We start from the raw sequence: 24,374 nt of genomic DNA, 5'->3' as shown, positions 1-24,374 counted from the left end.
CGGGCGGGGGCGACCCCGGAAGTTTTGTAGCGCGGCCTGCAAGCAGCGCGCATACGAGCAGCGTAACGCGGTCTCGGGGACCACAATCCCGGAGGACGCGATTATCATGTCGCCCAAGAGCGCGGCCGAGCTTGCGGACGGCTTGTTCGAGTTACGCTGCGGGGCGCAGGATATTCAGACCGCCGTCCATGAGGGCGCCGAAGCCAGCGAAATCAACCAGCTATGCGAAGAAATGGTGGCCTTGGCCCGCCACCTAGAGGAGTTAAGGTAAAACGCCATGCTAAAGAAGCTTTTCTACAACCGGACTCTGGTCATCAGCGTCTTCGTAGTCCTCATCATCGCGCTGACCGTCGTGGGGCTGGGCCCGCTGATCTACTCGATGATCGCCGGCCCCGGGGTGACCACTGAGCCGCTCGATGACTCGCGGGCAAAGGAGGCGAGCACCGACGTCAACGGCCAGTGGCGCGTGGGCGATGGTACGGCCCCAAACTTTACCTCCGTGGGCTTTAGTTTCAACGAGGTGCTTCCGGCGGAACGCCGCCTGACCTCGGGCTCGACCACCGCCGTGGACGGCGAAATCGAGATCACCGACCAGGAGGTTACCGAGGGGTCCATCAAGGTTCTCATGGAGGATCTCACTACTGACAAGACGGTGCGGGACCAGAACATGAAGTCCAAGCTCTTCGAGACCGACAAGTTCCCCGAGGCGTTCTTTAACCTGACGGCGCCGGTAGACCTGTCCGACCTGCCGGAGGATGGCACTAAGGGGAAGGTCACCATGGAAGGGGAGCTGACCATCAAGGACGCCACCCAGGAGATTAAGCAGGACTTCGACGTTCTCCGCGACGGCGAGCGCCTAGTCATCGGCGGGACCATCCCGATCAACCGCCTTGACTACAACGTGAAGACCCCGGAGTTCCTGGCCGCCAAGGTGGCTGAGGAGGGCGACGTGAACATCCTCATCTCCTTCGAGAAGCAGGAGTAGTTCCTTTTACAAACTAACTAATGTGGCGGAGGGGGAGAATCCACCCTTGGCCACCTAAACCCAAGAAAACGGCCGAAGCAAGGTCTCGCCACTCATGGCGCGAACACGACACGAGAACGGGAGGACCCACGATGTTGACCGAACGCATGATTCCGATGCTATGGTTCCGTCTCGTCGTGGTCATCGGCTTCGCCATCTTCGTGGCCACGCAGAAGATGTGGCTCGTTATGGTCATCGCCATCGCGCTGGCCGGGCTCACGGGCTGGCAGCTTCAGCAGGCCTACCAGAATAAGAAGGAAAAGTAGTCCGGCTACTTCCTTCTATTAAAGTCACAGTGACGTTAATAGTGCAAACTTCCCCCCCCTAGGGGCGAAGCGGTCGTGATCCGCGGATCTGCTGCGCAACCCATACCCGGACCGAGATCGTCGATTAAGGAGCCTAGGCGCTAAAGGAGATGCCGATTAGGGCCTGTTTGGCACAGGAGTGCTCGAGAGCCCAGCGTCGCAATTCGAGCGATGTACTCGGCTTAGCCGGGCCAGCGTGTACCACTGGAGCATCGGCGGTACCGAGCCGCACGAAGAGGCCTTCGGCGTAGTGGCGCTCAGGGATATTGCGTGAGTCAGCGCGTGTTGAGCTGTGTTTGCCGTGGAGTAACGTCTTTGACGGCCTGCAGAACTGAACCGGGCTAGCCTGGTAATCGCCCGATATACGTTTATGTCCGATAATGTACATTATGTCATTTTAGATCCGAGGTCGCTCCCCGCTATTTCTAGCGGAACGGCGGGAACGCGCGCCGGCGGATTGCGGCAGGCATTCCCCGAGCAGTTGGTTTACTGGTTGCTCTCTAGCGTGTAGTACTCGGCCTGGTTTGGGTAATAGCTTTCCCAATCCAGGATGTCCGGGTCGTCGCCGGAGACAGCGGCCATGAGGCGATCCAAGAGGAATTCCCACAGCGGGCCGATGAATTCGGCGCAGTCCTCGAGGCCGGCTAGGCCGTGGCGGAGCTCGAGCTCGGAGCCTTCCGGGGTGTCCGTCAAGCGCAGATCCATAAAGGCGTCCGGGCGTTTGGCAAAGCTGACCTTAAAACGCAGGTATTCCGGCTTTACCTTCTCGGTCACCTCGATGTGGACGTCCTTGGTTCGGCCGACGTGGTCGACCAGGTAGCACGGGTGGCCTTCGGGGCTGTCGGCCTCCTTCGACCACTCCCCGTGCCAACGACCCAGATCTTTGGTATCCGTCAGGTAGCCCCAGATGACGGACGCGCCCTGGTGAAATTCCCGCTCAATCACTAGTTTCGGGCCGCCCTCGGCGTCCTCGAACTCCCCTGTCGGGTCGTAAAAATCCGGTTCTTGACTCATTTATCTCAGCCTAGCTGCCCATCAATGCCGGCGCGCAACTAGCTGCGAAAAGCCTACCCCGTTAAAGGGTAAACAATCGATGGCCGTGGCCTAGCGCTGCCCGCCGCGGCTGCGGTGCGTGGCGACGAACTGGACCGAGTCCAGCATCCCGGCCTGCAGGAGGGCTTCCCGGAGGGCGAACTGGAACATCCACAGCCGGCGGTAGACGGGGTCGAAGCCGGCGGCGGCCGCCTCCCGCAGGCGCCCGGAGAAGAACGAGCGCTGCTGCGCGATGGATTCGCGGTAATGCGATCCGGTGTGGGTCTCCCCGATGATCCGTAGGTGGCCGTTCTTCTCAAAGGCCTTGTGGACGTCGGCGACCGTCGGGCATTTGAGGCCCGGCCAGATATAGGCGCGCAGCACCTGGCATGCCGAGCGGGCAGCCGGCGTCATGTGTTCGGTGGCCACCAGCGATTGGATGGCCGCCTTTCCCCCACTGATGAGCAACCTGGCCAGGGTGTCGATGTAGTCGGCGCGCTGCCGCGGGGTCAGCGCTTCGAAAAGTTCCACGCTGATAATCGAGTCATAACGCCCGCGCCACTGACGCGGACCTGGGATCGGGGCATCGATGAGCTGGCAGTGCACGGAGTCGTCCGCGCCCTCTAGCAAGAAGAACTCCTCCAGCGGCAGCAGGCTGGCCGGATCGGCAGAAAGCAAGTCCACGGTCGCTTTCCGCCCGGCCGCCTCCACCGCGGCGCGGGCGCCGGAGGAAGGAAAAACTAGACAATGCGAGCCGGCGCGAACACCGGTGGCATCGAGCAGCCAGTTCGCCGCCCGCGTCTGGGCAGACTTGAGATCCTCGCGGTCGACCGCCTGCGGCTCCGTCATCGTGGTGACGTCAACGAAGTGGGCGCCGGCCGGTAACCCGCGGCGGTTGTGCTGCTCGGTGTCCACGAGCCTGCCCTGACGGTCGATGGTCTGCCTAGTCGTCGTCGGCACCCCGGTGGCAAAGATGCCGCCCTGGTGGCTCACGCTATCGCCGGCATAAAGCGCCAGCAGCTCTTGGGGGATCTCTCCCCCCTCATACGCGGCAACCGGCGCGGTGGGCGTTTTCGGGGAATAACCGCACTGCACCAGCCGGGTGAGCACGTGGACCAGCTTGTCCGTGCTCGGCGTGGTCCACTCCCCGGCCAGGTAAGACTCGGCCACACCCAGCCAGCCGGAGCTCGCGATGCGCGCGAACAAGGAGTCGTATTCGACCTTGAGGTCCAGGTCTTCCGGATCCTCGGCGTCGAGGACCAGGCCCGCGCGGTCGCAGGCTCGGGCGAAGTCAGCTTCCGCGTGGCGTGCCCGCAAGCCCAGCAGGCGGCCGCTGGGCACGCGGGCAACGCCTGGCCATTGCTCGGCATCGATAGCCGCAGTATGCTCCAAGGCCATTTCCTTCAAAAGTCCCATCCTGACGCCGCCCGCACAGCACCTATCCCTACCGTGGATTAGCCGGCCCGGCCAGGGGCTTTACACCTAGTCCGAAAAGGAAAACGCTGTGTCGGCGGCCTCGCGTTTTAGTCCAATCGTTCCTAGACTAATGCCGATTAAGTCCGCAACCCGGGTGCCATGCCGAGGGGCCTGGTTTATATCGGGGTGAAACTATCTGTTCCGGGGAGTAGCGTTTACAATGGCTAAACGGTAGGTACTTAGTTCAAGCATTTAGGAAGGTAGTCATCTACATGTCAGCAACCCCATACCGCCCCAATGGAGGACGCCACCACGTCGTCGTTATTGGTGCTGGATTCGGCGGCATCAACGCCGTAAAGCAGCTTAAAGGCACGGAAGTCGATATCACCATCATCGACAAGAAGAACCACCACCTGTTCCAGCCGATGCTCTACCAGGTGGCTACCGGCATGATCTCCGCTTCCGAGATCGCCCCGTCGACCCGCCAGATGCTGCGCGGTCAGCAGAACGCGAACTTTGTCAACGCCACCGTCACCGACATCAACCTGGAAGACCAGACAGTAACCGCGGAAAACGATAATTTCCACCGCACCTACGGTTTCGACTCCCTGGTGGTTGCAGCTGGTTCCAGCCAGTCCTACTTCGGCAACGATCACTTCGCCGAGTTCGCCCCGGGCATGAAGACCATCGATGACGCTCTGGAGCTGCGCTCCCGGATCGTCTCCGCGTTCGAGCAGGCCGAGCTCACCGAGGATCCGGCTGAGCGCGAGCGCCTGCTGACCTTCATCATCGTCGGCGCTGGCCCGACCGGTGTGGAGCTGACCGGCCAGATCGCTGAGCTGGCTAACCGTACCTTCACCGACGCCTTTTCCACCTACGGCCCGTCCGCGGCCAAGATTTACCTGCTGGACGGCGCTCCCCAGGTCCTGCCGCCGTTCGGCAAGCGTCTGGGCCGCAAGGCGCAGCGCACCCTGGAAAAGCTGGGCGTCGATGTCCGGCTGAACGCCATGGTCACCAACGTTGACCAGGACACCGTCACCTACAAGAACACCAAGGATGACTCCGAGACCACCCTGACCGGTGCGACTAAAATTTGGTCTGCGGGTGTATCCGCCTCCCCGTTGGGCAAGATGGTCGCCGACCAGGCCGGTGTCGAGACCGACCGCGCCGGTCGCGTCTCCGTCAACGAGGACCTGACCGTAGGCGAGTACTCCAACGTCTACGTCATTGGCGACATGATCAACCTGAACAAGCTGCCGGGCCTGGCTCAGGTCGCTATGCAGGGCGGTACCCACGTCGGCCGCCTCATCGACGCCAAGGTCGACGAGGAGTCCACCGCCAACGAGAAGGAACCCTTCGACTACTTCGACAAGGGCTCCATGGCGATCATCTCCCGCTTCAACGCTGTGGTGAAGATGGGCAAGGTCGAATTCACCGGCATCTTCGCCTGGTTGGGCTGGCTGGCGCTGCACGCGACCTACCTGGTCGGCATGCGCAACCGTTTCGTCACCTTCATCAACTGGATTTCCAACGCGTTCACCCGCGACCGCGGTAACCTCGCCATCACCGAGCAGATGCGCACTGCCCGCAACGCGCTGGCCAAGAAGTCGAAGGATTCCGAGGCCTAAGAGACCCGAGAGGGGGCTAGACAGCCCCGCGCGGTGCCGCCGAGCACCCGCACCTCTTCCCCGCCGTGGGGCGCGCCGGTTTAGAACCCGCGCGCCCCACGGCGGGATTCTTTTTGTCCCTAGCGGATCCTAGCCGTGTCTTTGGGGCTGGCACTGGTGTTTGTCGCGTTGCCCGTTGGGGGTGTTTTCTTTCAAACCGGGCAACTTGCGAGCTCGGCTCTGTTAGGGTGGACGGCACAACATTGGGGTGCCGGACGTAGAGCTTCCGGCTGAGAACATACCCATGGAACCTGCTCTTAGTTAGAACTAGCGAAGGAAAGTGTTGTGAAAGAAGCAGTATGCGCTGCTCTCGCCGCCGTGCGCGAGCGCAATCCCCTGGTCCAGTGCCTGACCAATACCGTCGTCACGAACGTGACCGCCAACGCCCTGCTGGCTATCGGCGCCAGCCCTGCCATGTGCGATACCCCGGAGGAATCCCGCGAGTTCGCGCGCGTGGCCAACGGCGTCCTCATCAACATCGGCACCCCGTCCGCGGCCCAGTACGAGGGCATGCGCGAGGCAATCGCCGGTGCCAACGAGGCCGGCAACCCGTGGGTGCTCGACCCGGTCGCCGCCGGCGGGCTGTCCCCCCGCACGGAATTCGCCCGCTCAGTGGTCGACTCAAAGCCCGCGGCCATCCGCGGTAACGCCTCCGAAATCATCGCCCTGGCGCAGCTCGGCGAGGGCGGCCGCGGCGTCGATGCCACCGACACGGCAAGCGCCGCCCTGCCCGCCGCCCAGGCGCTGGCGCAGCGCACCGGGGGCGTGGTGGCTATCTCCGGCGAGAAGGACATCTTCGTCACCCAGGACTCCGCCTGGGAGCTGGCCGGCGGCGTGCCGCTGCTCCAGCGGGTCATCGGCACCGGCTGCAGCCTGGGCGCTATCACGGCTGCCTACCTGGGCACCGGACAGCCGCCGCTCGCCGCGGTCATCGCCGCCCACGCCCACGTCTCCGTGGCCGGTTCCCTGGCCTACAAGCACGCCCAGTCGCCCGGCAGCTTCGCCGTAGCCTGGATCGACGCGCTCTACGAGCTCGGTACCGACGATCTGATCACCTACAGCGCCCTCCAGCCGGTGGAGCTGGCATGACCGCGACCGACTGGAGCCTCTACCTGGTCACCGATCCGGATCTGGCCGGCGGGCGGGAGCGCGTCGCCGAGATCGCCGTGGCGGCCTGCCGTGGCGGCGCCACCGTGGTGCAGCTGCGCGACAAGGACGCAACCAGTGCCGAGCTCCTCCCCTACGCCCGCAGCCTAAAGGAACAGTTGGGTCAGATCCCGCTGTTTATCAACGACCGGGTTGAGCTCGCCGCCGAACTCGGCTGCCACCTGCATGTCGGTCAGGACGATCTCAGCGTCGCCGAGGCCCGCCCGCGCTTGGCCGAAGGTGCACTGGTGGGCCTGTCCGTCGGCTCCGAGGAGGAGCTCGACGCCGCGCTGAATGCTACTGGGGCTGCCCGGCCGGACGTCATCGGCATCGGGCCCGTTTTCAGCACCGCCACCAAGGCCAACGCTCCGGAAGGCATCGGGGTCGAGGCCGCTGCAACCCTGGCCAGCCGCGCCGCCGAAGCCGGCATGCCCGCCGTGGCCATCGGAGGCCTGAAGACCCACAACGTCGGTGAACTGAAAGGCAGCGACTTTGCCGGCGTTTGCGTGGTCTCCGCCATCATGGCTGCCGAGGACCCCGCCACTACCGCGGCCGAGCTCCTTGCCGCCTTCCGCGGTTAGTCTTTCCGCCCTCTACCTCCCTGCGCACGGGTTGCAGCACGACCCCGCGCTCGACGGTGCGCCAATTCTATGCTCGAAAGGAATGTCACTATGACTCACGTCTACCCTCTTGGAACTAAGCCTGCCCAGCCGCTGCCCGTCGCCCGTGTCTTGTCCATCGCCGGGACCGACCCGACCGGCGGTGCGGGCCTGCACGCCGATCTCAAGGCCATCAGCGCCGCCGGTGGCTATGGCATGGCTGTGACCACCGCGATCGTCTCGCAGAACACCCGGGGCGTGGACTCCATCTTCACCCCGCCGGCACACGTGCTGCGCGACCAGCTGGCCTCCGTGGCCGAGGACGTGGACATCGACGCGGTGAAGATTGGCATGCTCGGCAACCCGAAGACCATCGATATCGTGCGCGAATTCATCGCCACGCTAGACGCGACGCCGGTGGTGCTGGATCCCGTCATGGTGGCTACCTCCGGGGATCGCCTTTTGGACAAGGACGCCGAGTCCGCCATCCTGGAGCTGGCAGGCCGGGTCGATTGCGTCACGCCCAACCTGAAGGAACTGGCGGTCCTCTGCGGGCTCAGCCCCAAGGAGGAAGCCACCAACGTGGATCAGGCCGTGGCCATGGCACAGGACTGGGCCAAGCAGACCGGGAACACCGTGATTGTCAAGGGCGGCCACCTGCGCGACGACTGGGCGGATAACGCCGTGGTCGACGGGACCGGGCTTATCCACCGCGTTGCCTGCCCGCGGGTGGCGACCAAGAACACGCACGGTACCGGCTGCTCGCTGTCCTCGGCGCTGGCAACGCGCCTGGGTCAAGGCGAAGGCCTTGCCGCGGCCCTGGAATGGTCGACCCGCTGGCTGCACGAGGCGATTGCCAACGCGGACGCCCTCGCCGTCGGCCGTGGGCACGGGCCGGTGGACCACGGGCACCGGCAGCGCCGCCTGGCACGGGCGGCCAGCGCTGAGCCGGTGCTTGCCGTGGACGTTGCCACCGCCTATACCGCGGCCCAGTCCCAGCCTGCCCCGCAACCAGCTATCCCGGCAGCCGGGCCGCACACCGCGGCGCTGTGGGCGGCAACCCTGGGGCTGTGGAAGGATCTGCTCGCCCTGCCGTTCATAGGCCGCCTGGGCGACGGCACCCTGAACGCGGACGATTTCAGCTTCTACGTGGCCCAGGACGCGATTTACCTGCGCCACTATTCCACCGCGCTGGGGCGCCTCGGCGCGCTGGCCCGCGATCCACAGGACCGCCAGTTTTGGGCCGCCGGCGCGGCCGAGGTCCTAGTTGCCGAATCCGACCTGCACCGCGACTGGCTGGGCGGCGAGACCGCAGCGCGGCCCTCCCAGGTCACCAGCGCGTATACGGACTTCCTGGTGGCCACGGCCTATACCGAGGATTACGCGGTAGCCGCCGCGGCCGTGCTGCCGTGCTACTGGCTCTATGCCGAGGTCGGCCGGCACCTGCTCGCCCAGGACCGCGAGGACCACCCGTTCCACGCGTGGCTGCAGATGTACTCGGGCCCCGACTTCGTGGAAGGGACCCAGCGGGCTCTTCAGATGGTTGAGGACGCGCTGGAGGAAGCCACCGATACCCAGCGCCAGCGCGCCTTCGACGCCTTCTACCGCGCCAGCCTGGCCGAGCTGGCCTTCTTCGACCAGGCGGATCGCCGCTTCTAGCCGGCCGTCGACAGTCGCTTGATATCCGCTACTGGATGAGGTCGGCGCCCGGCCGGGTCAGGACGGCAACCAGGAAGGCGGAGTTCGGGCCGAAAGGCTTAAGGTCCCAGGAGCTGAACTGGTTGTCCACGCGGTAGCCGACCTGTTCGGCTTGGGCGATGAAATCGGCGAATTCCCAGCCGCGGCCGGCGCCGAAGCCGGTCACCAGGCGGCCGCCGGGGCGCAGGGCCTCGAAGATGTGGCGCAGGGCCGGCTCGCGGCCCTCCGGCGCCAGAAAACCCATCACGTTGCCCGCGGAGACGGCCAGGTCGAAGCCGGTCTCGGGAATCTCCTCGGCGGAGAGATCCCCTACCACCCAGCGCCCCTCCGGGAAATCGTGCTCGGCGTGCTCGATGAGCACGGGGTCAACGTCGACCCCCAGGACGTCGTGGCCGCGGCGGACCAGTTCGCTGCCGACGCGCCCGGTGCCGCAGCCGGCGTCCAGGATGTGGGACTCGCGCTCGGCCATGGCATCAATGAGGCGTGCCTCGCCGTTGATGTCCTTGCCCTGGGCCTGCATGAGCTTCCAACGCCGCGCGTAATTGTGGGAGTGGGCGGGGTTGGCTGTCGTCAGTTCTTTCCACGTAGGCATAGGTTTCATTATAGGGCGCGGTTTCGCGCTACACTTTATCCGCCGCACTCTGCGGCTACCACTGCCCGACCACGAAGAGGAGGCCGCCATGGCAAATGTGCCCAACCCGCTTCGGCCCCGCAAGAAGAAGCTCACGCAACCTGAGGTCACCCAGTTCAAGGTTCCCGTGGAAGAGGCAATCGAGCATTGTCGCGTCTTCGTCGATGGCGAGGCCCTGCCCGGCGAATACACCCCGCGGACCGCGCAGGAGGCCCTCCGCGAATACGGTCGCGGCTTCATCTGGGTCGGCATGCACGAACCGTACGAGAGCCAGATGACCCAGGTGGCCAGCGAGTTCAACATCCACGAACTGATCGTGGAGGACACGGTCCAGGCCCACCAGCGCCCCAAGCTGGAGCGCTACGACGATCAGCTCTTCGTGGTGGCCCGCTCGGTCAACTACCGCGACCACGATGAGGTCAAGGACAAGCGCCAGATCATTACCACCGGCGAGATCCAGATGATCGTGGCCTACGACTTCCTCATCACTGTCCGCCACAGCGCCAAGCTGCCGAACCTGGCCCACTGCATCAATGACGAGCAGGACCTGGTCGAGCTCGGCCCCATCGCGCTGGCCTGGAAAGTCCTGGATATGATGGTGGACCGCTACAAGGAGATCACCACCCTCCTGGAGACCGAGGTCGACGAGGTCGAGGAAGAGGTCTTCACCCCGGGCGCGCAGTTCAACATCGACCGCATCTACATGTTCAAGCGTGAGATTCTGGAGATGAAGCACGCCGTGGCGCCCCTGTCCACGGCGCTGCAGGCCATGGTCAACGACCACAAGGATCTGATCCCCAAAAAGATCCGTTCCTACCTGCGCGACGTCAACGACCACGAGCTGGTGGTCCGCGACGAGGTTGCCTCCTTCGATGAGCGCCTTACTTCGCTAATCGATGCCTCGGTGGCGAAGGTTTCCATGCAGCAGAACTCCGACATGCGCACCATCTCCGCCGTGGTCGGCATGGCCGCCGCCCCCACGATGGTCGCCGGTATCTACGGCATGAACTTCGACCACATGCCGGAGCTGCACACCGAGTACGGCTACCCCATCGCGCTGCTGGTCATGGTCGGCATCGTGGCGCTAATGTTCTGGTGGTTCCGCCGCAATAACTGGCTCTAGCCGCCCAGCGGCATGGTCCGCAGCTGGGAGCGGGCCATCAGCCGACCCTGCTCGTCGCGGATGTCCACGCCCCACAGCTGGGTCCGCCGGCCCAGGTGCAGCGGGGTGGCCGTGGCATCAAGCGCGCCGGAACTGGCCGGGCGAAGGAAGTCGGTGTTGTTGTTGACGCCGACGACGGGCCGACGCGCGGCGACCACGCCGGCAACGGAGGCGACCGACTCGGTCAGGCAGGCGTACACGCCCCCGTTGGCCACGCCCCACGGCTGGTGGTGGCGGGCGTCGATGGACATCCTGGCGCGCACTTCGCCGTTCCTGATGGCCGTGTAGGTGATCCCCAGGGTGGCGTCGAGGCCGGTCAGCTGCTGGTTGATGGTCGCAAGCTGGACGCCGTCCAGGGCGGTCTCGTGGGCCGAATAGAGCAACTGTTCTAGCTCGTGGGTCGGGTTTAGGGGTTCTCCGCTAGCACTCATGCTTTCCCAATCTAGTCTTTCGGCTGTGCCGATGGCCTATGCGGTAATCTAGGCGGCATGACTGAACCTAAGGATCTCGCCCAGATTGGTGTCGTTGGCCTCGCCGTGATGGGGTCTAACCTCGCCCGCAACTTCGCCCACAATGGCAACACCGTGGCCGTGTACAACCGCAGCCCGGAAAAGACTCGCGCCTTCATGGACGAGCACGCGGGTGAGGGCAGCTTCATCGCCTCCGAGACCATCGAAGACTTCGTGGCCTCCTTGGAGCGCCCCCGCAAGGCCATCATCATGGTCAAGGCCGGCGCCGCTACCGACGCCGTCATCGACCAGCTGGCCAGCGCCATGGACGACGGCGACATCATCATCGATGGCGGCAACGCCAACTACACCGACACCATCCGCCGCGAGCAGGAGGTAGCTGCCCGCGGCCGACACTTCGTCGGCGCCGGCATCTCCGGCGGCGAGGAAGGCGCCCTCAACGGCCCGTCCATCATGCCGGGCGGCCCGGCCGAGTCCTGGGAGACCTTGGGCCCCATCCTGGAGTCCATCGCCGCCAACGTCGACGGCACCCCGTGCGTGACCCACATTGGTCCGGACGGCGCCGGCCACTTCGTCAAGATGGTGCACAACGGCATCGAGTACGCCGACATGCAGGTCATCGGCGAGGCCTACCAGCTGCTGCGCTACGGCGCCGGCCTGAACCCGCACGAAATCGCCGAGACTTTCCGCGAGTGGAACTCCGGCGACCTGGACTCCTACCTGATTGAGATCACCGCCGAGGTCCTGGCCCAGGACGATCCGGAAACCGGCAAGCCCCTGGTCGACGTCATCGTGGACGCCGCCGGCCAAAAGGGCACGGGCCGCTGGACCGCCATCAACGGCTTGGAGCTGGGTGTGCCGATCACCGGCATCGCCGAGGCCGTCTTCGCCCGCGCACTGTCCTCCTCCACCGCGCAGCGCGCCGCCGCACAACAGGCGGGCCTGCCGGCCGGGACCGAGACCACCTTCGAGTCGCTGGGCCTTGACCGCGCCGAGTTCATCGAGGACGTGCGCCGCGCGCTCTATGCCTCGAAACTCATCGCCTACTCCCAGGGCTTCGACGAGATCAAGGCCGGCTCCGCCGAGCACAATTGGGACGTCGACCCGCGGGACCTGGCCACCATCTGGCGCGGCGGCTGCATCATCCGGGCGAAGTTCCTGGACCGCATCCGCGAGGCCTACGACGCCGACCCGCAGCTGCCGGCCCTTATCCTGGCGCCGTATTTCCAGGGCGAGCTGGGCAAGCTCATCTCCGCCTGGCGCCGCGTGGTGGTCGCCGCTACCCAGCTGGGGCTGCCGGTGCCGGTCTTCGCCTCCTCCCTGTCTTACTACGACTCCCTGCGGGCCGAGCGCCTTCCGGCCGCGCTGATCCAGGGTCAGCGCGACTTCTTCGGTGCCCACACCTTCCGGCGCACCGACAAGGAGGGCACCTACCACCTCGAGTGGTCCGGTGATCGCAGCCTGAGCCAGTGGGACTAGTCGTCTGGTAGTCCTGCGGTGCTAGACTAAAGCACCTTATGACTACTTTCGCCGATCTCGGCTTACCCCGCGCCCTCGTCGACACCCTGGCTCAGCAGGGAATGGACAGCCCCTTCCCCATCCAGTCGGCCACCATCCCCGACGTACTCGCGGGCAAGGACCTGCTGGGCCGCGCCCCGACCGGCTCCGGCAAGACCTTGGGCTTCGGGCTGCCGATGCTCGCCCGCCTGGGCGATAAGGGCGTCTCGCGGCCGGGCAAGCCCCGCGGTCTCATCTTGGCGCCCACCCGCGAACTGGCCACCCAGATCCAGGAGCGCCTCGACGACCTGGCCGCTAGCCTCAACCTGCGCACCCTCACAGTGGTCGGCGGCGTCAACATCAACAATCACATCCGGCAGCTGGCCCGCCCGGTCGACATCCTGGTCGCCACCCCGGGCCGCGCCCAGGATCTGATCAACCAGGGCTACCTGGATCTGTCCCAGGTGGAAATCACCACGCTGGACGAGGCCGACCAGATGGCCGATATGGGCTTTTTGCCGCAGGTGAAAAAGCTCCTCGCGCTCACCCCGGCCCGCGGGCAGCGCCTGCTGTTTTCGGCCACCCTGGATGCCGCCGTCGAGGAGGTCGTGAACGCCTACCTGCACTCCCCGGTCGAGCACTCCACTGCACCGGTGGAGGCCGCCGTAGAGACCATGGAGCACTACGTGTTCAACGTGGGCGAGCGCCCGCAGCGCAACGACGTGGTGCTGACCATCGCAGCGCGGGCCGGCAAGACCATCATGTTCATGCGCACCAAGCACGGCGTGGACCGGCAGACCAAGAAGCTGCGACGCAATGGGATCAACGCCCTGCCGCTGCACGGCGACAAGGGCCAGGGCGCGCGCACGCGCGCCATCGAGGGCTTCCGCGACGGCAGTGTACCGGTGCTGGTGGCTACCGACATCGCCGCCCGCGGTATCGACATCAGCGGTGTGTCCTTGGTCGTCCACGTCGACCCGCCGACCGAGCACAAGGCCTACCTCCACCGGGCCGGGCGCACCGCCCGCGGCGGCGAGTCCGGCACCGTGGTCACCCTGGGCATGGAGCAGCAGCGCGACGAAATCACCCAGCTGCTCCGCAAGGCCGGGGTGGATGCCACGGTCGTCGAACTCTCCGACTCCGCGGATCCGGCCCACGACCCGCGCCTCATCAAGGTCACCGGCGCCACCGCCCCGCCGGGCATTCCCCTCCCTGCTCCAGGACGGCAGCCGCCGGCCGGTTCGGCCAAGTCCCGCAAGGCAAGCTCCGAGCGCCAGCCCGGAGCCAAGAAGCCCCGCCAACGCCGCGGCGGTAGCAAACACGGTGGCAGTAATAATGGCGGTAACCGGGGCCGGAAGAAGGCCACCGGATCGAACCGGACGAACAAGCGCGCGGGCGCCGATAGGAAGAACCCAAGGAGGAAGTAGACCATGTCCACAGTCCTTGCCCCGGAACAGTGGCGGGAACTACTCGCCGCCCACGAGGCGCGGGCCGACGACAGGATGGCGCGATTCCGCCACCCGGGCAGCTACCACCCAGTCTACGACTTCCTCTTCCAGTACTATCCGGTCCGCCCCAGCCACCTGCGCGCCTGGCACCCCGGTATCGGCACCCGCCTGGCCGGCGACCCGCCGCACGCCGAGTGGCGGGACTACCATCGCAACGAGGACGGAACAGTCGGGCTCGATCTGGAGGCGTTCTGGGCCCGCCGCGGCGAGTCCGTGGACTATATCCACCGACTGCTCGCGCAGTCCGCCCGCAACCCGGTTAACTTCGACTGCTTCGGCCTGCACGAGTGGGCGATGGTCTACCGCACCGATACCCCGCGCCACGATCTGCCCCTGCGCCTAGGCGCCGACGGCACGAACGCCGTGGTGGAGTCGCACCGGCTCAAATGTAGCCATTACGACGCTTTCCGCTTCTTTACTCCCCCGGCCCGGCCGCTCAATATCCGCCCTCTGAACCGCCAACAGCAGCCGAACAATGACCAGGCCGGCTGCGTGCACGTGACGATGGACCTCTACAAGTGGGCGTGGAAGCTTGGCCCCCTGGTCCCCGGGGAGCTCTTCCTGGACGCGTTGGATCTGGCCGTCGATGCCCGGGTGCTGGACATGGAAGCCTCCCCGTATGACTGCCGCGCCTGGGGTTTTGGCGTCGTCGCTATCGAAACGCCGCAGGGGAAGGCGGAGTACGTGCACCGGCAACGCGCGCTGGCCCAGCGGGCCGAACCCATCCGCCAGCGGCTTGTCGAACTCATTGAACAGGCCCAAGCCACTAGACTGGGCAGCTAAGGAGGCTCGGTCTTGCCTACCGAGCGTCCCGGCCCCGCAAGCACCACAAGTGAGGAAGACGATATGGCCCGCCACGCCAACGACAAGAACAACTTCGCTATCGCCGGATGGCTCATCGCCGTCATTGTCATAGCCATCTTCGTGCTGCTCGGCCTGCTTCTTTACTTGTTTACTGGCAACGACGACAACGACGGCGCGGACACGGCTGCCCAGGAAACCACCCAGGCGGCGGAAGAGACCGCTACCGACGAGCCAGTCGCCAGCGAGGACAAGGACGCCAGCCAAGCGCCGAGCTCCGCGGAGTCCTCGGCCCCCGCTTCGGAAAGCGCGGCCTCCTCCACCGCCGCGGCTGCCGGCGCTGCCACCCCGGGTGCTGCGGAGTCCACGCTCTTCCTGCTGGATACCTCGGACCAGATGGCGCCGTACTTCGACGCGGCGGCCGGCGGGGTGGCCGCGGCCGCTAACGGGGTCGGCGGCGAGGATAAAGCCGTGTCCCTGTGGAACTACTCCTCCCCGATCTCCGCGACGGCTACCGTCGGCTACCGCCAGAACCTCGGCTTCACCGACGGCGGCGAGACCGCCGGTGTGGTCAACAACTTCGGCACCGGCGGCGTCCCGCAGACTCGCTCCGCCATCGTCGCCGCGGCCAACAACGCTGCGGACTATGCCCGCGAATCCAACGCCCCCGCCCGCGTCGTGTTGGTGACCACCGGCACCGACGACTCGCTGTCTGACGGCGACTTCGTCGCCCAGCTGGCCGACGCCAAGGACCGCAACGTGGAAATCTCCGTCGTTCACCTGGGCGACGGCGAGGTGGACAAGGCCCTGGAGGACGCCGCGGACTACTTCGACAAGGTCGACCGTCCCGCCGACGGTGCCGCCGTCACCAAGGCCGTTAGCACTGCCGCCGGCGTTAAGTAGTTAGCTAGAGAACGCTATACACCGGAGTTATTCCCACTGCGACTTCCTCGTTTCCTCCAGTGGTTTCGGGCTTCAGAACCCCCTCTTCCGAAGCGGCGGGCGGAGGTTTTCGTCTAGGTAGCCGCCGTTTACGTTGCCGACGGCAGATCTCCCGGTTTCGTCATACGCGGCTAGGAGTGCGCGGTGCCAGCCGCACCCGTAAAAGGCACAGCAAAAGGCTCCCCCGGCCGCGTGAGCGACGGCTGGGGAGCCTGTGTACTAGCCCGGGAGTCTCGGGCCTTGAGCGAGCGTGCTAGGAGGACTTGCGCTGCCGGCGGGCGGCCAGCTCGTCGAGGCCGACGACGTTGGAATCGTTGTCGATGCGCTCGGACGGGAAGGAGGAGATGGTGCCGGACAGCTCCTTCATGATGCCCGGGACGGCGATACCGAACACGCCCTGACCACCGGAGAGCAGGTCGATGACCTCGTCGTTAGAGCGGCACTCGTAGACTGTCTTGCCGTCGGAGACCAAGGTCAGCTCAGCCAGGTCGTTGACGCCACGGTCGCGCAGCGAATCCACGGCCAGGCGGATGTTCTGCAGCGAGATACCAGTGTCCAGCAGGCGCTTGACGATCTTGAGAACCAGCACGTCGCGGAAGGAGTAAAGGCGCTGGGAGCCGGAACCGCGGGCGGTGCGGATGGACGGGTTGACCAGGTTTGTGCGCGCCCAGTAGTCCAGCTGACGGTAGGTGATGCCGGCGACCTGGCAGGCAATTGGAACACGGTAGCCGACCTGCTCGTCCGGGCCGAGATCAAACAGGGACTCCTGAACGTAAGTCCCGTTGTCCTCGTGTGCGTAGATGTCTTCTTCGATGCTCACGTAATTACTCCATTGAAGTTTGGGGGAAGCCCTAATGCTTTATTTAAAGTCAAGCCTAGGCAAGAGTCAAGCGTTATCTGGCGTAACACGCCGAAACTTAAACCTCGAGTTTAACTTTAGACTTTCCCTCAACTCGAGAGCACCGCAGTTCACACCTGTTGCTTAGGAACCTTCAGTCCCCTCGTCTCCATCTTCATCAGGTGTCACATCAGTGTCTTCTGACTCATCCGAACCAGGAGCCTCAGTGTTTTCGGGCCGCTCACCGGCGGAATCCCGCCCGGACTCGCGGAAATCGTCCGGGTCCAGCGCCTGGAAATCCTCCTCCGTCATCCCAAGCTCCTGCATCATCGCGGAAAAATCCGCGTCGGCCTGGGCGTCGCCGGAGGCCGAATCCGGCTGCTCTGCGGCGCCACCGAGGTCTTCGCCCGCTTCACCGGCGGGGGTAGCGCCTTCCACCCCCACGTAGTGGTGCAGATCCTCCGGAGACACAAAGACCGCTACCTGGTTGAGTTCTTCCTCTTCGATCTCAATGGGGACGTCGAAGTGATCGGCCAGGATTAGCGCGTCCGACATGCGCGCGTCCAGGACCGCGCCATCGCCGGTGGTCAGCTCGAGAATGAAAACGCCCTCGTGGTAGCTGGTCACGACCGCGGATTCCAGCCCGCCCTGCTCGGCCAGGACGTCGATGAGCAGTTCATGGGTGTCCGGCCGGCGGCTCTGCGCGCCACCCAGGTGCGCAACCACGCGGGCACCGTCGATGGGCGACATCCACACCGGCACGACCCGCTCCCCCGCATTCCAGCGGAACAGCGCACAGAGGAATTCCTCCGGCTCGAGCATGTGAATGCCCAAAAACTCTAGGGCTATCCGGGCCACGCGACCTCCTTGTCTCCGCGCCGCCATTGAAGCGACGCCAATCGACTAAAACTCTTTGCGCAGATCCGTTTTGACCAAGGTGGCGTGCAGGGAAACCACCAGCGCGGTCATCTGCTGCGACATTTCTTCCGCCCGCAGCTTAGCGGTATCCGACTTCGAGTTTGCTACCGGGCTGGTGACCTGGGAGATCAGATCCGCCTGCCGGCGAGCGTTGTTGCGCAGGCTCTTGAACTGGCGGTCGTCCAAGCCGAAGGCGCGCAGCGCCTCAACCGACTGGACCACGGCGACATCGTCAGCCGTGAAGTAGCCGGATTCGTCCGGCGCGAGCAGGCCCAGCTTGACCAGGTGAGCCACCGTCTTCTGGTCGGAGTTGGCCTGCTCGGCAATGTCCCCGTCGGTCAGACGGGTTACAACCGGGGCACGGAACTTGTCCGGGCTGACCAGGGTTTCGGTCTGGCCCGCGCTGACAATCGCGGTCACCTCGCCCGAGTCCATGGCCTCGAGCTGCTGGCGGATGATCTTCAGCGGGGTGTAGTTGTCCCGCTGGGTGGTCAGGATGTAGCGCAGGCGCTCCACGTCGTCATTGGTGAAGCGGCGGTAGCCGGAGGCGGTACGCTGCGGCGTGATAAGCCCCTCGGCCTCCAAGAAGCGAATCTTGGATACGGTGACCTCGGGGAATTCCTGATTCAGCTTCCCCAGGACCACGCCGATGGACATGGTCTTCGCCTTCTTGGCAGCTTGCCCTGCTGCTTGGGTCTTCTTTGGTACTGCGCTCACTGTGCCTTACTCGCCAATTCCCTAAAACGAACGGTTGTTAACGCGCGGTCGCAGCAACCCGCCGGGCAGACAGAGCTAAACCCTGCGTGCCACAACGCGCCGGCGCTGCGGGATGTCCCCGGGGTCGGGACCCCGGGATCCAAAACTTCCGCGCGGTGCGGACTTAGTCCTAAATGTGCTACGGACCCTAGTCCTGGTTAGCAATGAATACCAGACGGAACTTGCCGATCTGGATTTCGTCGCCCACCTCAAGAACCTGGCTGTTGCGCGGCTCACGGTTGACGTAGGTGCCGTTGAGCGATCCCACGTCGACGACCTCGAACTGGCCGTCCTGCTTGCGGAACTCGGCGTGCTTGCGGGAAACCGTCACGTCGTCCAGGAAGATGTCGGCCTCCGGGTGGCGACCGGCGGTGGTGGTGTCCTGGTCCAGCAGGAAGCGGGCACCAGCGTTCGGGCCGCGCTTAACCACCAACAAGGCCTGGCCCTCCGGCAGCTGGTCCGCGCCGGTGGCGCCGGACTCCGAGGTTGCCGCCGCGCCGTTTTCCATTTCCTTCAGCAGGTCAGCGCGGAAGACCGAGGTAGTCTCGACCTGCGGCTCCGAGGTGCCGTTGTTCTCACTCATTGTTTTACCTCCGGTTGGTGGCTCTCAATTAACTATTCCAATAATAGCGACTTCGCGCGACGCGCGGGCGGCCATCTACTTAAACAGATTACCTATGCTGCTCAAGGCGGAGTTGCCTGCCCCCGCGAGAGGGTTATCCGAGACCATATATGTCCAGGTGGCGCTCGGGCGCGCCAGGCCGGCGTCCGCCAGGTGCGCCCCGGACTCGTCGATCGGCACTGTGCGGAATGTCTCCGCCGCCTGCTCGACCGCGCGCTGCGCCAGGTCCTTGAACTCGCGCACGGCGATGCGGTGGTACTCGTCTATGGGAGTTTCGCGGGCGATTGCCCGCAGGTGGATCGACTCGCGCACGTCGTCGAGGTGCTCTAGGTGGTCGGCCCAGCCCAAATCCAGGTGGTAGAGCATGATCTCCCGGGCAGCGCGCACCCGCGCGTCCTCGCTCACGCCGGCCTCGGTCAGCTCCGTGGCCCGCTGCGGTGCCCGCTCGGCGAGCTCCTCCCACGCCTGCTGGGTGTCGAGCAGCTTGGCGCGGCGCTCGTCGATAATAACGCGCTGGTCGGCCAGCAGCTGGTTGTACTTCCACGTCTGGGCGTGGATCTCCAGCAGCTGCGCCTCGGTTACGCGCTGGCAGTGGGCCACGAAATCGCGCACGCGCTTGGATTCGACCCGGCCGTCCGCATCCGGCCGGACCGACAGGGGCTCGTCCTCGCCTCCCTGGCGGACCACGTCGTCCTCCAGCGAGACGAAGATGACGCTGCGGCCCGGGTCCCCCTGGCGGCCGGCGCGACCGCGCAGCTGGTTGTCCAGCCGGGAGCTGCGGTGCCGCGAGGTGCCGATGACGGCTAGGCCGCCCAGCTGACTGACCGCGTCGTGGTCGGCCTCATCCGCCCCGCCCAGGCGGATGTCCGTGCCGCGGCCGGCCATCTGGGTGGACACGGTCACGCGCCCACGTTCGCCGGCCTCGGCGATGATCCGGGCCTCCTCCGCGTCGTTTTTCGCGTTGAGAACGTTGACCTGAATGCCCAACTCCTCGAGGGCGGCGGCAAGTGCCTCCGACTCGGCGACGTCGTGCGTGCCCACCAAGATCGGCTGACCGGCGGCGTGCAACCGCTGGACCTCGCCGACGATGGCCCGGTTCTTTTCCGCGATGGTCGAGTAGATGCGATCGGGCTCATCCTCGCGGACCAGAGGCTTGTTCCGGTCGATGACCGAGACCCGCAAGTTGTAGAACTGCCGCAGCTGATCGGTGGCCTCGACCGCCGTGCCGGTCATGCCGCAGACCGTCGGGTACCGGCGCATCAGCTCCTGCAGCGTGATGGTGTCGAGAATGCGCCCGCCCTCGGAGACCTCGAGGCCCTCCTTCGCCTCGACCGCGGCCTGCAGGCCGTCGGGCCACCGCTGGAGGTCTGCGACGCGGCCGCGGGAAGCATCGATAAGCTGCAGCTGCCCGTCGGCCACCAGGTAGTGGATGTCGCGGATGAGCAGCGCCTTGGCGTGCAGCGCCAGGTTGACTTTGACCAGGATGGTGCCGATGTTGTCTTCCGAGTACAGCGAGTCGATCCCCAGCGCCTTCTCCACGCGCTGGGCGCCCTCGTCGGTCAGGGAGACCGTGCGGCCGTCCTCGGCGACGATGTAGTCCTTGTTCTCGGTCAGGTGCCCGACCACATCGGTGATTTGCCCGGTCGGCGCCTGCCCCGGCTCGGAGCCGGCCAGCACCAGCGGGACCAAGGCCTCATCGACGAGCACGGAGTCCGCCTCATCTACCAGAGCGACGTCGGGACGGGCCTGCACGGTCTGCTCGCGGGCGGTGATTTGGTTGTCCCGTAGGACGTCGAAGCCCAGCTCGTTGACCGGGGCGTAGATAACGTCGCTGCGGTAGGCGGCGCGGCGCTCGGCGGAGGTCATCTTCTCTGTCACCGGGGCGACGGACAGGCCGAAGAACTCGACGAGCGGGCGCATCCACTCGGCGTCGCGGCCGGCCAGGTAGTTGTTGACGGTGACCACGTGGACACGCTTGCCGGTTAGGGCGAAGCCGGTGGCGGCCATAGCTCCCACCAGGGTCTTGCCCTCGCCGGTGGCCATCTGGATCACGTCGCCCTCCAGCAGACGCAGCACGGCTTGGGATTGGACGTTGAAGGGAGACATGTCTAGGCGGCGCTCCGCAGCCACGGCGAGCGCGGCCAGGAAGGCCGGCTTGTCGGCTACCTCCCCGTTTCGGATGGCGTCGTGGCCGGCCTGGGCCACCGCCGCGTCGTCGAGCTCGCGGAGCTGGGCCACGGAATCTTCCGCGCTCGTTACTACCGCCTTCGACTTTTTATCGTTGCGCTCAGACTGCGCGCCCATCGCTTTCCAGAACCAATCAAATGCGCCCATGGTTGTGTGGCATCCTCCTCGAACATCGGTCTCTTCAACTCTAATAAACCCGCAGTAGCTCGTGCGCAGCCGCCTCGTTATCCTTATAGGCATGCAATCAGTGAACGTCACCTTACCGTCGTCCACCGGCCTGAAGATGGCCGGGACCATAGACTTCCCCGATACCCCGCCGGAAGCCTTCGCCATCTTTGCCCATTGCTTCGCCGGCTCCCGCCACACCCCGGGTGCATCCCGTACCTCGAAGAAGCTCACCGACTTCGGGATCGCCACTCTGCGCTTCGATTTCCCCGGCCTGGGCCAGTCGGAAGGCGCGTTTGCGGACACCACCTTCCACCACAACGTCGCCGATATCCAGGCCGCGGCGGAGTGGCTGGCGGACAACTACCACGCCCCGCAGCTGCTCATGGGTCACTCCCTGGGCGGGGCGGCCTCCCTGGCGGCTGCCGCCACCGGCATCCCGTCCCTGCGCGCCGTCGCCACTATCGGCGCGCCCTTTGACCCGGCCCACTCCGTTCTCCACTACGCCGACAAGATCGGCGAGGTTGATGCCAACGGGGCCGTCGACGTCGTGCTGGGCGGGCGCACGCTGACTATTTCGCGCGGCTTCCTGGAGGACCTCGCGGAGACCAACCCTGTCGATTACCTGAGCAAGCTGCGCAAGCCGCTGATGGTGCTGCACTCGCCCATCGACCAGACCGTCGGCATTGACAACGCCCAGAACATCTTCCGCGTGACCCGCTACCCGAAGTCGCTGGTCGCCCTAGACAAGGCCGACCACCTCATCACCAAGCAGGGCGCCGCCCAGCGCGCCGCCGATCTCATCGGCGCCTGGGCCGAGCAGTTTATCGTCCCCGATAACCAACCGCCGGCGGTGGCGGCGGATACCGCCGAGGCCCACCTGGCCTACGGCACCAAGATGGGCGTGGTCGTGCGCCACAACGAGCGCTCCGTGACCTCCGATCGCCTCAAGGCCGACGGCGGCAAGGGCCAGGGCTTTACCCCGGAGGGCCTGTTGATGTCCGCGGTTGCCGCCGGCACGGCCCAGGCTATTAAGGCCGCCGCCCGCGGCATGAAGCTCGACGATGTCCACGTCACCGTCACCCAGGGCGAGGGCGCCAACTTCACCCGTTCCATCAAACTCTTCGGAGATTTGGACGCCGGCCAGGAAAAGGCCCTGCTCGCCGCGGCCCGCCAGGCCGACATTCTCGAGCTCATCAGCAACGCCCGATTGGTGGATGAGGATAAGTGAGCACCCACCGCCCCTTAGCCGATGATGCCCGCTGCCCCTGCGCCACCGGGTTGACCTTCGGCGAATGCTGCGGCCAGTACCACGCCGGCAAACCGGCGCCGACCGCGGAGACCCTCATGCGCTCGCGGTTTAGCGCCTTCGTCACGGGCAACGAGGACTACCTGCTGGCGACCTGGGATCCCTTCACCCGGCCCAGCGAGCTTAACCTCGCCGATGATTCCGTCCGCTTCTATCGGCTCGACATCCTCGACACCGTGGCTGGGGGACCCCTGGATGACAAGGGCATCGTTGAGTTCGAGGCCTTCTACAAAGGCGCGGCGACCGGAAGTCAGCGCGAGCGCTCCAGTTTCAGCCGCACCGACGGCCGGTGGATCTACACCACCGGCGCTTAAACCCCAAGGCCCTTAGCCCCAAAGCTCCCGCCCGCCCTCACCCCGGATGTGCAGGCGATTCGACGAGCGCAATGACACTGTTGTAACCTTAGTCAACGTTGCAACAAGCAACGGCGGACTATGGCGCAGTTTGGTAGCGCACTACACTGGGGGTGTAGGGGTCGCAGGTTCAAATCCTGTTAGTCCGACAAAATTCGGCGACGGTTTTGCGAGTCTAGCTTCAATCACTTGTGACACCGTCTCCGACAGATAAACCCACCGCGTCGTCGCGGTGGGTTTAGTCGTTGTGGACAGCAAACTCAGTTGGTCTTATGCAGCCTCGCCGCGACCTTCGCGGGCCACATACGCGGCCTTAACGGTCTAGCGTGACCACCGTCGGGCGCGGTTGCGTATCCGCGAAGCCACCGCTGACGCCTGCCACTTATCACCGCCACCCTGCGATCGGGGCACCTTTGTCTCCCTTGCCGACGCTGGTGGACACCGCGCGGGACTCACCCGAATCCGGGGCGGTGACACTGCCCGCGGCCCCATCCCACTTACCCGGTCTGTCAACGAGGCCACGGTTGCAGACATGTCCGCCACCACACCAGGACTTACCCTCAACCTGCCTAATGATGCCCACGACGACCTGATCATTCGTTGCACCACTTTTGACCCGCACGGGTGCGTTCCCGCAGCCAAAGACGAGTTTCCCGGCGTGGACTACTGCCCTAGCCTGCACCACCTGCTGCGAGACGAACCAGCCCCAGGCATCGGCATCACCCACGACATTATCCGCGCGCTACTTCCCTACCGCGGGATCCACATGGACATCGAGCCGAGGGTTCTCGACGGCAAGGTAGACATCGAACGGCTGTAGCTGAGGTTAGTAAGGGGACGTGTCACCAAAACAGAGGCACTGCGGCCCCGAAAAGCATGGCTACTGGATAGACTGGATCCGTTCTATCCTCGGTACACAAAAGGAGTGCGCAGGCTATGACGAAGCAGCGTCTAGAGCTAACGTGGTACAACAAAGACCAAGCCCTAATCCCCACTGAGCAAGGAAAATATGGGTATAAGTGGGTGGATCCGACCGACCCGCGCTACTGCCAGACTCACTTTTTAGAGCATGGCGACACGGTACGCGGCGAGCAACAGCCAAAAGAGGAGGGACGAACCTACTCCAATCGCGCCGACTTCACGCCCACCGACGACAACCTACTAATCCTAGGCGAGTCCGGCGGAGCGTGTCAAGTTGTTTGTGTGTGAGGTTAGGTTTATAGGTACTTATCGAAGCGGTCGGGGTAGGCGACGGCCATTTGGTTAATGGCTTGTTTCCAGCCGGAAACTCGGGCTCCTTCCATGAGTCTGCCGGCTGTTGCTGAGAC

24 protein-coding genes, 1 tRNA gene and 1 pseudogene are annotated in these 24,374 nt (G+C 65.1%); 17 read left to right on the top strand and 9 right to left on the bottom strand.

All coding sequences use genetic code 11. From position 1 onward, the window contains the following. Window positions 1-106: 106 nt before the first annotated feature. From QQS52_RS08525 to QQS52_RS08515, 3 genes are all read left to right on the top strand, one after another. A complete protein-coding gene (locus tag QQS52_RS08525; protein WP_366015638.1) occupies window positions 107-271 on the top strand; it encodes a hypothetical protein in 165 nt (54 codons plus the stop codon). Between the two features lie 6 nt (window positions 272-277). Continuing rightward, window positions 278-985, top strand: coding sequence for a YceI family protein (locus tag QQS52_RS08520; protein WP_472773455.1), 708 nt, complete (start codon window positions 278-280; stop codon window positions 983-985). 131 nt (window positions 986-1,116) lie between these two features. Next, on the top strand, window positions 1,117-1,290 hold the full coding sequence (locus QQS52_RS08515) for a hypothetical protein (protein WP_168166936.1): 174 nt from the start codon (window positions 1,117-1,119) through the stop codon (window positions 1,288-1,290). 525 nt (window positions 1,291-1,815) lie between these two features. Here QQS52_RS08515 and QQS52_RS08510 read toward each other — a convergent pair. Then, complete coding sequence (locus QQS52_RS08510; protein WP_472773454.1) at window positions 1,816-2,343, bottom strand: SRPBCC family protein; 528 nt, start codon at window positions 2,341-2,343, stop codon at window positions 1,816-1,818. A gap of 90 nt (window positions 2,344-2,433) precedes the next feature. Then, window positions 2,434-3,759, bottom strand: a complete 1,326-nt coding sequence (locus QQS52_RS08505) for a class I SAM-dependent methyltransferase (RefSeq protein WP_472773453.1) — start codon at window positions 3,757-3,759, stop codon at window positions 2,434-2,436. Between the two features lie 290 nt (window positions 3,760-4,049). On the opposite strand from QQS52_RS08505, the gene QQS52_RS08500 reads away from it, so the two are divergent. The 4 genes from QQS52_RS08500 to QQS52_RS08485 all read left to right on the top strand — a co-directional run bounded on the left by QQS52_RS08500 (window position 4,050) and on the right by QQS52_RS08485 (window position 8,848). Further along, window positions 4,050-5,405, top strand: coding sequence for an NAD(P)/FAD-dependent oxidoreductase (locus QQS52_RS08500; RefSeq protein WP_070768073.1), 1,356 nt, complete (start codon window positions 4,050-4,052; stop codon window positions 5,403-5,405). 324 nt (window positions 5,406-5,729) lie between these two features. Next, window positions 5,730-6,533, top strand: coding sequence for a hydroxyethylthiazole kinase (gene thiM, locus QQS52_RS08495; protein WP_472773452.1), 804 nt, complete (start codon window positions 5,730-5,732; stop codon window positions 6,531-6,533). Next, a complete protein-coding gene (thiE, locus tag QQS52_RS08490; RefSeq protein WP_472773451.1) occupies window positions 6,530-7,171 on the top strand; it encodes a thiamine phosphate synthase in 642 nt (213 codons plus the stop codon). Before thiM ends, thiE begins: the two co-directional genes overlap by 4 nt. 90 nt (window positions 7,172-7,261) lie before the next feature. Then, entirely contained in the window at window positions 7,262-8,848 is a 1,587-nt protein-coding gene (locus QQS52_RS08485; protein ID WP_472773450.1) for a bifunctional hydroxymethylpyrimidine kinase/phosphomethylpyrimidine kinase, read from the top strand. A gap of 28 nt (window positions 8,849-8,876) precedes the next feature. Here QQS52_RS08485 and QQS52_RS08480 read toward each other — a convergent pair whose 3' ends face one another. Beyond that, window positions 8,877-9,479, bottom strand: a complete 603-nt coding sequence (locus QQS52_RS08480) for a class I SAM-dependent methyltransferase (protein ID WP_472773449.1) — start codon at window positions 9,477-9,479, stop codon at window positions 8,877-8,879. An 88-nt stretch (window positions 9,480-9,567) separates the two neighbouring features. Here QQS52_RS08480 and QQS52_RS08475 point away from each other — a divergent pair, with 88 nt between their 5' ends. After that, window positions 9,568-10,641: a magnesium and cobalt transport protein CorA gene (locus QQS52_RS08475; protein WP_472773448.1), complete on the top strand. Its 1,074-nt coding sequence runs from the start codon at window positions 9,568-9,570 to the stop codon at window positions 10,639-10,641. On the opposite strand, the gene QQS52_RS08470 is transcribed toward QQS52_RS08475, so the two are convergent. After that, window positions 10,638-11,111 carry a PaaI family thioesterase gene (locus QQS52_RS08470; protein ID WP_472773447.1) on the bottom strand — a complete coding sequence of 158 codons (474 nt, stop codon included), beginning with the start codon at window positions 11,109-11,111 and terminating at the stop codon, window positions 10,638-10,640. The genes QQS52_RS08475 and QQS52_RS08470 overlap by 4 nt on opposite strands. Before the next feature lie 57 nt (window positions 11,112-11,168). Between QQS52_RS08470 and gndA the strand changes: the two genes are divergently transcribed. The 4 genes from gndA (at window position 11,169) to QQS52_RS08450 (ending at window position 15,859) form a co-directional block, all read left to right on the top strand. Further along, entirely contained in the window at window positions 11,169-12,629 is a 1,461-nt protein-coding gene (gene gndA, locus QQS52_RS08465) for an NADP-dependent phosphogluconate dehydrogenase (protein ID WP_472773446.1), read from the top strand. Between the two features lie 38 nt (window positions 12,630-12,667). Beyond that, window positions 12,668-14,074: a DEAD/DEAH box helicase gene (locus QQS52_RS08460; protein ID WP_472773445.1), complete on the top strand. Its 1,407-nt coding sequence runs from the start codon at window positions 12,668-12,670 to the stop codon at window positions 14,072-14,074. A 3-nt stretch (window positions 14,075-14,077) separates the two neighbouring features. After that, on the top strand, window positions 14,078-14,938 hold the full coding sequence (locus tag QQS52_RS08455; protein WP_472773444.1) for a 3-methyladenine DNA glycosylase: 861 nt from the start codon (window positions 14,078-14,080) through the stop codon (window positions 14,936-14,938). 63 nt (window positions 14,939-15,001) lie between these two features. Next, complete coding sequence (locus QQS52_RS08450; protein ID WP_472773443.1) at window positions 15,002-15,859, top strand: VWA domain-containing protein; 858 nt, start codon at window positions 15,002-15,004, stop codon at window positions 15,857-15,859. A 292-nt stretch (window positions 15,860-16,151) separates the two neighbouring features. On the opposite strand, the gene QQS52_RS08445 is transcribed toward QQS52_RS08450, so the two are convergent. The 5 genes from QQS52_RS08445 to secA2 form a co-directional block, all read right to left on the bottom strand. Beyond that, on the bottom strand, window positions 16,152-16,712 hold the full coding sequence (locus QQS52_RS08445; protein ID WP_472773508.1) for a MerR family transcriptional regulator: 561 nt from the start codon (window positions 16,710-16,712) through the stop codon (window positions 16,152-16,154). Between the two features lie 168 nt (window positions 16,713-16,880). Next, on the bottom strand, window positions 16,881-17,570 hold the full coding sequence (locus tag QQS52_RS08440; protein WP_472773442.1) for a bifunctional nuclease family protein: 690 nt from the start codon (window positions 17,568-17,570) through the stop codon (window positions 16,881-16,883). Between the two features lie 69 nt (window positions 17,571-17,639). Beyond that, entirely contained in the window at window positions 17,640-18,371 is a 732-nt protein-coding gene (ftsR, locus tag QQS52_RS08435) for a transcriptional regulator FtsR (protein ID WP_472773441.1), read from the bottom strand. A 187-nt stretch (window positions 18,372-18,558) separates the two neighbouring features. Beyond that, a complete protein-coding gene (gene odhI / locus QQS52_RS08430; RefSeq protein WP_290221697.1) occupies window positions 18,559-18,993 on the bottom strand; it encodes an oxoglutarate dehydrogenase inhibitor Odhl in 435 nt (144 codons plus the stop codon). Between the two features lie 75 nt (window positions 18,994-19,068). Further along, complete coding sequence (gene secA2, locus QQS52_RS08425; protein WP_472773440.1) at window positions 19,069-21,366, bottom strand: accessory Sec system translocase SecA2; 2,298 nt, start codon at window positions 21,364-21,366, stop codon at window positions 19,069-19,071. Between the two features lie 91 nt (window positions 21,367-21,457). Here secA2 and QQS52_RS08420 point away from each other — a divergent pair, with 91 nt between their 5' ends. The 5 genes and pseudogenes from QQS52_RS08420 to QQS52_RS08400 all read left to right on the top strand — a co-directional run. Continuing rightward, on the top strand, window positions 21,458-22,615 hold the full coding sequence (locus tag QQS52_RS08420; protein ID WP_472773439.1) for a bifunctional alpha/beta hydrolase/OsmC family protein: 1,158 nt from the start codon (window positions 21,458-21,460) through the stop codon (window positions 22,613-22,615). Further along, complete coding sequence (locus QQS52_RS08415) at window positions 22,612-23,007, top strand: YchJ family protein (RefSeq protein ID WP_472773438.1); 396 nt, start codon at window positions 22,612-22,614, stop codon at window positions 23,005-23,007. The genes QQS52_RS08420 and QQS52_RS08415 overlap by 4 nt, the downstream gene beginning before the upstream one ends. A gap of 114 nt (window positions 23,008-23,121) precedes the next feature. Then, window positions 23,122-23,195 (top strand) — tRNA-Pro (locus QQS52_RS08410). A gap of 383 nt (window positions 23,196-23,578) precedes the next feature. Beyond that, window positions 23,579-23,866, top strand: coding sequence for a hypothetical protein (locus QQS52_RS08405; RefSeq protein ID WP_472773437.1), 288 nt, complete (start codon window positions 23,579-23,581; stop codon window positions 23,864-23,866). Between the two features lie 116 nt (window positions 23,867-23,982). Beyond that, a pseudogene (locus tag QQS52_RS08400) lies at window positions 23,983-24,246 on the top strand (site-specific DNA-methyltransferase); the annotation flags it as partial. Window positions 24,247-24,374 lie beyond the last annotated feature (128 nt).

It is taken from the genome of Corynebacterium sp. 1103A (assembly GCF_055700955.1).
This window is presented reverse-complemented; position numbering and strand designations above follow the sequence as displayed.

Bases quoted from the DNA above. Each gene is read 5' to 3' on its own strand.
- QQS52_RS08525 (WP_366015638.1), top strand. From the start codon at position 107: ATGTCGCCCAAGAGCGCGGCCGAGCTTGCGGACGGCTTGTTCGAGTTA.
- QQS52_RS08520 (WP_472773455.1), top strand. From the start codon at position 278: ATGCTAAAGAAGCTTTTCTACAACCGGACTCTGGTCATCAGCGTCTTC.
- QQS52_RS08515 (WP_168166936.1), top strand. From the start codon at position 1,117: ATGTTGACCGAACGCATGATTCCGATGCTATGGTTCCGTCTCGTCGTG.
- QQS52_RS08510 (WP_472773454.1), bottom strand. From the start codon at position 2,343: ATGAGTCAAGAACCGGATTTTTACGACCCGACAGGGGAGTTCGAGGAC.
- QQS52_RS08505 (WP_472773453.1), bottom strand. From the start codon at position 3,759: ATGGCCTTGGAGCATACTGCGGCTATCGATGCCGAGCAATGGCCAGGC.
- QQS52_RS08500 (WP_070768073.1), top strand. From the start codon at position 4,050: ATGTCAGCAACCCCATACCGCCCCAATGGAGGACGCCACCACGTCGTC.
- thiE (WP_472773451.1), top strand. From the start codon at position 6,530: ATGACCGCGACCGACTGGAGCCTCTACCTGGTCACCGATCCGGATCTG.
- QQS52_RS08485 (WP_472773450.1), top strand. From the start codon at position 7,262: ATGACTCACGTCTACCCTCTTGGAACTAAGCCTGCCCAGCCGCTGCCC.
- QQS52_RS08480 (WP_472773449.1), bottom strand. From the start codon at position 9,479: ATGCCTACGTGGAAAGAACTGACGACAGCCAACCCCGCCCACTCCCAC.
- QQS52_RS08475 (WP_472773448.1), top strand. From the start codon at position 9,568: ATGGCAAATGTGCCCAACCCGCTTCGGCCCCGCAAGAAGAAGCTCACG.
- QQS52_RS08470 (WP_472773447.1), bottom strand. From the start codon at position 11,111: ATGAGTGCTAGCGGAGAACCCCTAAACCCGACCCACGAGCTAGAACAG.
- gndA (WP_472773446.1), top strand. From the start codon at position 11,169: ATGACTGAACCTAAGGATCTCGCCCAGATTGGTGTCGTTGGCCTCGCC.
- QQS52_RS08460 (WP_472773445.1), top strand. From the start codon at position 12,668: ATGACTACTTTCGCCGATCTCGGCTTACCCCGCGCCCTCGTCGACACC.
- QQS52_RS08455 (WP_472773444.1), top strand. From the start codon at position 14,078: ATGTCCACAGTCCTTGCCCCGGAACAGTGGCGGGAACTACTCGCCGCC.
- QQS52_RS08450 (WP_472773443.1), top strand. From the start codon at position 15,002: ATGGCCCGCCACGCCAACGACAAGAACAACTTCGCTATCGCCGGATGG.
- odhI (WP_290221697.1), bottom strand. From the start codon at position 18,993: ATGAGTGAGAACAACGGCACCTCGGAGCCGCAGGTCGAGACTACCTCG.
- secA2 (WP_472773440.1), bottom strand. From the start codon at position 21,366: ATGGGCGCATTTGATTGGTTCTGGAAAGCGATGGGCGCGCAGTCTGAG.
- QQS52_RS08420 (WP_472773439.1), top strand. From the start codon at position 21,458: ATGCAATCAGTGAACGTCACCTTACCGTCGTCCACCGGCCTGAAGATG.
- QQS52_RS08405 (WP_472773437.1), top strand. From the start codon at position 23,579: ATGTCCGCCACCACACCAGGACTTACCCTCAACCTGCCTAATGATGCC.